Origin of the sequence: Yersinia sp. 2542 StPb PI (assembly GCF_048593855.1) — a bacterium.
In the GTDB taxonomy this organism is placed as follows: domain Bacteria; phylum Pseudomonadota; class Gammaproteobacteria; order Enterobacterales; family Enterobacteriaceae; genus Yersinia; species Yersinia enterocolitica_E.
Genome location: NZ_JAZGQA010000353.1, coordinates 1 through 2,006, shown reverse-complemented (window position 1 = coordinate 2,006; position 2,006 = coordinate 1). Strand labels below are relative to the sequence as shown.

The following is a 2,006-nucleotide window of genomic DNA, read 5'->3' as shown; positions in this document are numbered from 1 at the left end:
AGCTCACTCAAGCTCAGCTGATTAGTGGTCGTCTCGCCATTGCTCGTCTGATTGTTGAAAACAGTGGCGAGAGTGAATACGCTATTATCCCCGCGAGCGTAGCCGATAAAATTGCGCAGCGAGATGCGAACAGTATTGTATTAAATAGTGCGCTTAGTCAGGAAGAGCAAGATGGAGAAGATCCGTATGCCGATTTCAAAGTGCCCGATGATTTGATGTGGTAATTAACAGTTTGCAGATGCTTATGTATGAAAAGCCCCTCAGGGCTTTTCATTAAGATTTTATGTTCAGCCAATTTATGGGTATTACCTGTTTGCTACTGTATCGCTGGTATGAATGGCACTGGTGGTCGGGATTCCGGGATGCCCACGGTCTCGTTCCCAGGTAAAAGGGGCAAAATCACAGTTTTCATCACGCCAATGAGGTTTGCGCAGTGCATAAATCACCAAAGGTACCATGCAGAAGAACAAGGCTAATGCGATCAAAATAGCGACATATTCCTTGGGGCTACCCACCGCAATTTGGCTAGGTGGAATGAAGCTAAAGATGAAAGCAATACACGAACCCAGTAGCCCTGTACCACCAATAATCCATATCCCTGCATTACCGCCAGGTATACAATAAGACCGTGGTCGGTTTGGTTGACTAAAGCGCAGGTAGATAGCCGCACTGAACATCAACATGTACATAATGAGATACAGGATGACGGTCAATTGGCTCAATATCTGGTAGGCCGATTGAACTGAGGGAAGTACCACGAACAAGATAGATAGCAAGGTGACAATAAGTGCTTGAACACATAGGATATGCGTCGCCATGCCATTTTTATTGATACTCTGCCACCAGCGCGGTAAGTATCCGGCCTTAGCCACTTCCAATAACCCGGATGAAGGCCCGGCAACCCATGTCACTACACCTGCTAATACCCCCACAGCCAGACAGCATGCCACTATCGGCCCTAACCATTCGATACCGGCCCACTTAAACAAGTCGTAATATGTCACTAACAAACTTTGTGTCAGATTGATATCAGACTCGGGGATCACAAAAGCTATGGCTAACGTGCCCAAGACAAAAATAAGTACAGTCCCTAAAGCAGCCAACATAATAGCGATGGGATAGTTTCTCTGCGGGTTTTCTACATCTTTGACATGGATGGCATTCATCTCCATCCCAGCATAAAACAGGAAGATACTGGCGGCTAAAACCACATTATCGAAATTAGAAAAGTCAGGAACAACGTTATCCCATGACAACTCTATTTGCGAGGTACCTCCACCAATCAAATATGAAAAACTTAATATTATCAGGATAATTACCGGAATGATGGTGCCTATCAATCCCCCCCATTTTGAGACCCTGGCAAAGGTTTCCGCCCCTTTAAAGGCAATAAAGGTCGCAAACCAATAAATACACAACACCATCCCGAGCACAAAGAATTTATTGGCCGAGAGTGCTTGATCCCATGGCTGGTCGGGGCCAATAAAAGCTAATGAAACCGCACCGAACGTCAGGACAGTAGGGAACCATACCGTCACCTCAGTCCACAGCATAAACATGGCTAAAAATGCCCAGCGCGGGCCAAAAGCCTCGCCTACCCAGCGAAATACTCCGCCTTTTTCCGGCCAACCGGTTGCCAATTCAGCCGCCACCAAACAGACCGGGATCAAGAAGAATACCGCAGCAAACAGATAGTAAAAAATAGAACTTAATCCATACTCCGCTTCGGTAGGCAACCCTCTTAGACTGACCACTGCCACAATATTCATGACCACCAGCGTCATAATGCCCAGTTTTTTTATTGACGGGCTGCGTTTGATTGATACGTTATTGTTCTGCATAAACTCACCTCATAATTAGATTATTAAAAGGTAATTAAAAACAATCTATTAGATGTGATTGAAGCGGAATTTGTTTTTTATCAATTGAGTAACTCATTAGTAATGATCCAAAGCGAGAATCTAAAAACAAACAGTACATATTATCTGACATAATAAACACCCTAT

Annotated in this window: 2 protein-coding genes; one reads left to right on the top strand and one right to left on the bottom strand. The window is 44.6% G+C overall.

Annotation, left to right across the window (positions count from 1 at the left end):
• Positions 1-224 (top strand): DUF2058 family protein (locus tag V1952_RS21525; RefSeq protein WP_420075520.1); only part of this gene is annotated, 224 nt, incomplete at its 5' end.
• Between the two features lie 81 nt (positions 225-305).
• Here the strand turns inward: V1952_RS21525 and gadC are convergent.
• Positions 306-1,841 carry a putative glutamine/gamma-aminobutyrate antiporter GadC gene (gene gadC, locus V1952_RS21520; RefSeq protein ID WP_420075519.1) on the bottom strand — a complete coding sequence of 512 codons (1,536 nt, stop codon included), beginning with the start codon at positions 1,839-1,841 and terminating at the stop codon, positions 306-308.
• Positions 1,842-2,006: the final 165 nt, after the last annotated feature.